Raw genomic sequence first — 6545 nt, 5'->3', positions numbered from 1 at the left:
GCTAAAATCGGATGGATCCATTTTAGCTTTCGCGAAAAATCCTGGCGCGCTTATGTGGAATTCACTAAATTCTAATCTAAAGCATATGAAGAAATCAGATTAAAACGCGATTTTGGGAAATGAAATCCGCATTCGTTGCAAAAATATTATCGCAACTCAATATAGCTTGAAATATAGGGATATAAGCAAGCCCATGTTCGATGCCTCAGTTTCTAATCTTATACCCCGTCTTAAACACCCACCCTACAAAAGTCAGGCAGATGATAAGAAAGCCAAACGTCATACCAATGCTCATGCCGATGTGCACATCGGCGACGCCGTAGAAGCACCAGCGAAAGCCGCTGATCAAATAGACCACTGGATTGAACAGGGTGATTTTCTGCCATAATGGCGGCAGCATAGTGATCGAATAGAACGCGCCGCCCAAGAATGTGAGCGGGGTGACGATCAACATCGGAACCACCTGCAGTTTCTGGAAATTATCGGCCCATAGGCCGATAATGAAGCCAAATAGACTGAAAGTAATAGCAGTGAGCACAAGAAAGGCACTCATCCATACAGGATGGGCGATCTCGTAGGGCACGAAAATGCGGGCGGTGCCCAGAATAAGTAGCCCCAAGATCACCGACTTGGTCGCCGCCGCCCCCACATAACCGATGAGTATCTCGATCCACGAAACCGGAGCTGATAGCAGCTCATAAATAGTGCCTGACCACTTGGGCATATAGATGCCGAATGAAGCATTGGATATACTTTCGTTCAGTAAACTCAGCATGACCAGTCCTGGGATAATGAAGGCGCCGTAACTGACGTCGCCAATGTCGCCCATACGCGAACCGATGGCTTTACCAAATACGATGAAGTACAGCGATGTGGTCAGCACCGGTGCAGCGATGCTTTGCCACACAGTACGAAAGGTGCGTGCAATTTCAAAGTGATAAATGGCGCGAATACCATAGAGGTTCATTACAGTATCTCCTTGGGCTGATGCACCAGACTGACAAAGATGTCCTCCAGTGAACTCTCGCTGGAGCTTAAGTCTTTGAATTCGATATTGTGTTCACCGAGTGAGCGCAATAGCTCAGCAATACCGGTTTCTTCTTTTTGGCTATCGAAGCTATAAACCAGCGTGCGTCCACCGTCGGAGAGCGCTAATGGCCAAGCGCTTAGCTCGGCCGGGATGCTGTCCATGGTCTGTCGCAAAGTCAGTGTGAGCTGCTTTTTGCCGAGCTTGCGCATCAGTACCTCTTTGTCTTCAACAACAATCAGTTCACCTTTACTGATGACGCCGATGCGGTCTGCTATGTCTTCGGCTTCTTCAATGTAATGAGTGGTCAGAATGATGGTGGTACCCTGCCCACGCAGTTCGCGCACCATGCGCCACATGTCGTGTCGTAACTCTACATCCACGCCGGCACTCGGCTCATCAAGGAACAATATCGTTGGCTCATGCGCGAGGGCTTTGGCAATCAGCACGCGGCGTTTCATGCCGCCCGATAAGGTCATGATTTTTGCGGCGCGTTTGTCCCACAAGGACAGATCGCGCAGCACTTTTTCCAGGTAGGTTGCGTTGGGTGCCTTGCCGAACAGTCCTCGACTGAATTTGATCGTGGTCAAGACCGACTCAAACGCGTCCGTATAGAGTTCCTGGGGCACCAACCCGATGCTGGCCCGCGCCGCGCGATAGTCTCGCACGGTGTCGTGACCGTCGGCGATGATGGTTCCGGAGGTGGCCTTGACGATGCCGCAGATGATGCTAATCAGCGTCGTCTTGCCCGCACCATTGGGTCCGAGCAGGGCAAATATCTCGCCGCGTTTTATCTCCAGGTTGATTTTATTGAGTGCTTGGAAACCGCCGGCATACGTCTTGTTAACGTCGCGCACGAAGATAATGGGATCGGAATTTTCGGCGGCTGCGGGCATTGTTTTTATGAATGTAATAGGTTATGCATAAGGACTCTTTCGCACTGCGAGTGATTGTATAAGTGATTGTTTATTTTGCCCTGATTGTACGGGGACACCCCACTAAGCGATTTTTAAACTTCAAAAGCTTCTGGACTGGCAAAATTTCAACGCTTTTCCCACTCTTCGAGGAGCTTGTCATCGGCCAATGCCCTTTGTTCCGCTCCGCCTAACAAGTAATAATCTAGGTTTGGATACTTTGTATTCATTTCAAGAGTAATTAACAAAAATAACTTTCAAGACCATTTTTTTACTGGTTAACAGGCAAATGCGCATAAAAACAGTTTGCGGATAACTCAGAATGTAAACCGAATGCTGCAATCGGCTGTTGAGGGGCATCCTTAGTTTAAAGCATCATCCCATTTCAACCGTTAAAAAACCATAACACCTCAAACTAAATACACAATTTGTATCAATACTTATACGTACTAAAAAATCAGTTGCTCCACAAAGGCCAATCGCTTGCTCTCCAGTGTAAAGAGCAATCCTATCCGATGGTTTTTAATCATTTTACGATTGTTCACGCAGCTATACCCACTGTCTCCCGTAACAAAAGCCGGTTCCAGCACCCAAAGCCGACATGTCCTGGAAATAGTCATTCTTGGTTTGTCATACACACGAAAGTTAACGGGCTGGTGTTGACCGTGGCAATCGGCGTAAAACAGCGTAACGAGGCTGATTGTTGAGGGCGGCTTATTTTTCTGATCACCACGGCGGCTTTCGTTAGCTATGCTGACTTCAAGCCTTATATTTTACATAGACTGCCAATGTGTAACTTCTACTTAATTGTTAACTTAACAACAATGTTAGAGCGAGTTTGTTTTCGTTGTAGATAATCCTACATAACGAATATGTCCCGCCGACATCTGAAAAGTCGGCGATAGCAGAGACGTAAATTTGTCGGTTCGCGCAAGACAGTAAATAGACGGGTTTCCGGGTGAGCTGTCATCCAGCGTAGCTACGGCGTATTTTATTGGCAAGCATATTGCTTATGTTTCGTTATGTACAATAGGTTATAAAGGATGGCAGGTTATAAAACATGACTATAATTCAACACGGCCGCGAACCGTTTTCGCACAATAAACTCACCCTTGCCGTTTCGGCGGCGCTGGCCATGGGCCCCCTACCGCTGCTTGCAGCACCCACGGACGGCGTAGTCGTCAGCGGCGACGCGACGATCGGTCAAGCGGGCGCAGTAACCACCATTACCCAGTCCACGCCGAAAGCGGCGATCAACTGGCAGGGCTTCTCGATCGGCAGCGGCGAAACGGTCAACTTCCAGCAGCCGGACGCCCATTCGATTACCCTCAACCGCGTGCTGGGCAATGAACGGAGCGTGATCGACGGGGCGCTGAACGCCAACGGGCAGATCTTTCTGATCAATTCCAACGGTGTACTGTTCAACCAGGGTAGCAGCGTCAATGTCGGCGGATTGGTGGTGAGCACGCTGGACATCAGCGACGAAGATTTCGAAGCCGGCCGCTATGTCTTTCAAGGCAACGACGGCAGCGGATCGGTGATCAACATGGGCACACTCAGCGCGGCCGACCAAGGCTACGTGGCGCTGCTGGGCAAGAAGGCGATTAACCAAGGCGTTATCAGCGCCACCCTCGGCACCGCGGCGCTGGGCGCCGGTGAACGAATCACCCTCAACTTCAATGGTGATTCGCTGCTGAGCGTGAGTATCGACCAGGGCATGCTTAATGCGCTGGTCGATAATCAGGAAGCGATTCATGCCGATGGCGGCAAGGTCTTCCTCAGCGCCCGCGCGGTCGACGCAGTGCTCGGCAGCCAGGTGAACAACAGCGGGCTGGTGGAGGCGCGCACGCTCAACGACCTCAAAGGCGAAATCGTGGTCCAGGCTTACGGCGGCACCGTGAACATCGACGGCACCTTGGACGCTTCGGCCCCGAACAGCGGCGACGGCGGTTCGATCGAGACCAGCGGCGGCAAAGTGAAGATCGCCGACAGCGCGGTCGTTACCGCTCGTTCAGAAACCGGCGCGACCGGGCAGTGGCAGATCAATTCCCAAGGTTATACTATAGCGGACAGCGGCGGCGACATGTCCGGGACCTTCCTCACCAATCAGCTTGATAGCGACAAGACCAAGCTGACCATCAACTCCGTTCAGGGCGGCAGTTCCGCCGGCGATATTAATGTTAAAGACACCGTGAGCTGGAGCAGCAATGCCAAGCTCACTTTGCAAGCCAGCAACGATCTCAACGTCAATAAGGCCATTACCGCCGGCGGAGACTCGTCCGGTGTCACTCTGACCGCCGGGCAAAACGTCAATATCAATGACGCGATCGCCTTAAGCGGTGACCATGCGACACTGGCGATGCAGGCCACCGCCGGCAATGCCAACGTCAATGCGGCCATTACCGCCGGCGGAGACGCGGCCGGACTCACACTCACTGCCGGGCGCGATGTCAATGTCAAGTCCGGTATTACGTTAAGCGGCGACCATGCGGCTCTGGCGATGCAGGCCGCCAACGACGTCAACGTCAATGAGGCCATTGCCGCCGACGGAGACGCGGCCGGAGTCACTTTGACCGCCGGGAACAACGTCAATGTCAACAATGCGGTGAATTGGAGCAGCAACGCCAGGCTCGCCTTGCAAGCCGCCAACGACGTCAACGTCAATAAGGCCATTAGCGTCGGTGGAGACTCGTCCGGCGTCACGCTGACCGCCGGGAAAAACGTCAATATCAATGACGCTGTTACGTTGAGCGGCAACCACGCGACGCTGGCGATGAATTACGGCGGCGATTACAACATTCTGACCCCGGCGAGTTTCAGCGGCACGGTGCTCGATTCCAACGGCAAACCGGTCGCGAAGCAGGACACTAGCGGTGGAGTGTACGGCAGCGTGACGCTGTCCGGCAGCAACAGCGGCTTGAAGCTCAACAACCAGAGCTACACGCTGATCCGCGGCATGGACGATTTTGCGGCCATCAGCGGCGTCACCGGCAAATACGCGTTGGCAACCAACCTCGATGCGACGGACTGGAGCAGCGCCCATACAGGGGCTTTGACGGTGGTAGATTCACTATCGGGCGTGCTGACCGGTCTGGGCCACACCGTCAGCAATCTGACCATCCAGTCGTCAGGCTCAAGTCTCGGCCTCATCGGTACTGCTGCTAATCCCACGACGATTCGCGACATCGGTATCGTCAACGCCGATATCGCCAGTATAGACATAAACGACCACAGTACATCTGCCAACGTGTTGGTTGGAAACTTTCTGGGCGGCAACATTTACAACGTTTACAGCACCGGCAAACTCAAGGCAGGAGGCTCATCATCCGGTCTCGTCGGATATTTAGTGGGATCAATATTCGATGCATTTTCAACTGTCGATATCCTTGCTCCCAGTGGGGCCGGTTTGATAGGCGGCGTTGCACGGGGCTCGGTCAAGAACGTTCATGCGGCAGGAAATATTCATTGGCAGGGCGGACTGGGAAACCAAAGTGGTGGCTTGATCGGTACTATGGATAATTCAAACATATCCAATGCCTATGCTTTGAGTGACATCATCGGCATCACCGGCAGCACTAACCCGACAATTTGGCTTGGCGGTTTGGTCGGTCGCATGACAATTTCTGCGGGAACTCCCGTTTCTATCAAGGATTCTTTTGCAACGGGCAATGTCACAGGCGGCACTCAGATTGGTGGGCTTATAGGTAATATTAATGTGACTGGCTCCGTCGAGACTTCAGTTACCGTCACAAACGACTATGCAACCGGGAATGTGACCGGCAAGTATTCGTCCACATACAGTGCCGGCGAAGGTATCGGCGGATTGATAGGCTACGCTAATCTGGGACCAGGGACGGGGAAATTAACCATGGACCACGTCTATGCTACCGGCAACGTTACACTTGATGCCAGTTACGCAGGTAACGGAGGTTATGTCGGCGGATTGATCGGCAACTTGACCACTAAAGCCGGCACGATTACGAATTCTTATGAGACCGGTAATGTTTACGCGCCGACCGCAACCAATGTAGGCGGTTTGCTCGGCTATGTGAATGACGGTCGTACTGGATACACGTTAGACATCAGCGGTTCTCACGCTGCTGGGAATGTCACGGGCAAGGCAAATGTAGGCGGTTTAGTTGGTCAATTTAGAGTCTATTTGAACTCCGGACCAGCCGGAACCATCAGTAATTCATCTGCGAGCGGTACAGTTACCGGGAGTACAGGCGTTGGCGGTGTGATCGGGCTATCAAGTAAAGCGAACGTCAATTCCGACGTGTATTACAACGCCGACGGGTGTCCGGACAAAGCCCAAGGGTGTCCCGCTTTCGGCAATACCGGCAACGCGGTGAATAGCGCCGGAAGCAATAGCAGCCATGGTTTGACCGGAAGTCAGGTTCCCGACATGCAGTTCTACGTAAACGGGACTATTAATGATGTGTTAGCTGGTCGTGCAGCTGCACAAGCTGCAGCGGACGCGGCTGCACAGGCGGCCGCGAAAGCCGCCGATGCGGCTGCAAAAGCTGCGGCGGATGCGGCCGCGAAAGCCGCCGCCGATGCGGCTGCAAAAGCTGCGGCGGATGCGGCCGCGAAAGCCGCCGCCG

General features: G+C 52.9%; 3 protein-coding genes. 1 reads left to right on the top strand and 2 read right to left on the bottom strand.

The window, feature by feature from the left end:
* Positions 1-205 precede the first annotated feature (205 nt).
* Positions 206-967 (bottom strand): ABC transporter permease, encoded by a 762-nt coding sequence (locus V7051_RS19565; RefSeq protein ID WP_333873620.1) that lies wholly within the window; start codon positions 965-967, stop codon positions 206-208.
* Complete coding sequence (locus V7051_RS19560) at positions 967-1923, bottom strand: ABC transporter ATP-binding protein (protein WP_333873621.1); 957 nt, start codon at positions 1921-1923, stop codon at positions 967-969. The genes V7051_RS19565 and V7051_RS19560 overlap by 1 nt, the downstream gene beginning before the upstream one ends.
* A gap of 1078 nt (positions 1924-3001) precedes the next feature.
* Between V7051_RS19560 and V7051_RS19555 the strand changes: the two genes are divergently transcribed.
* A partial coding sequence (locus V7051_RS19555) for a two-partner secretion domain-containing protein (RefSeq protein WP_334181171.1) occupies positions 3002-6545 on the top strand: 3544 nt, incomplete at its 3' end.

This window comes from Methylobacter sp. (assembly GCF_036845245.1).
In the GTDB taxonomy this organism is placed as follows: domain Bacteria; phylum Pseudomonadota; class Gammaproteobacteria; order Methylococcales; family Methylomonadaceae; genus Methylobacter_A.
The sequence above is the reverse complement of the archived record's forward strand: the minus strand, read 5'-3'. Positions and strand labels throughout refer to the sequence as shown.

Coding starts and splice junctions, on each gene's coding strand:
- V7051_RS19560 (WP_333873621.1), bottom strand. CDS start 1,923: ATGCCCGCAGCCGCCGAAAATTCCGATCCCATTATCTTCGTGCGCGAC.
- V7051_RS19565 (WP_333873620.1), bottom strand. CDS start 967: ATGAACCTCTATGGTATTCGCGCCATTTATCACTTTGAAATTGCACGC.